We start from the raw sequence: 284 nt of genomic DNA on the forward strand, positions 1-284 counted from the left end.
ATAAATTATTGGCTGTCGAAAGTATTGAATTTTTAAGGGTAATATCGTTTTCAGAAATGATGTTTAAATCATTAGCCGCGTTGATTTTATCTTTGAGGGTGATTTCTCCACTATGTAATAAGATACTTTTAGCCGACAGTATTTCTGGCAGTTTTTCACTATTGGCGGGAAGATCATAATAGAAATCTGAACTGGGCGGCGATTTACGTGGGTAGTCAGTATCAATATTAATGCTGTCGCTAAAGTCAGCGATAAGATTACCTTTTGCGATGATACTTGCCCGT

The 284-nt window shown here is 36.6% G+C and carries 1 protein-coding gene; it reads right to left on the bottom strand.

Annotation, left to right across the window (positions count from 1 at the left end):
- Positions 1-284: hypothetical protein (locus tag ABR397_RS23785; RefSeq protein WP_350307846.1), on the bottom strand; the 284-nt coding region annotated here is incomplete at both ends.

This window comes from Photorhabdus viridis (assembly GCF_040256935.1).
In the GTDB taxonomy this organism is placed as follows: domain Bacteria; phylum Pseudomonadota; class Gammaproteobacteria; order Enterobacterales; family Enterobacteriaceae; genus Photorhabdus; species Photorhabdus viridis.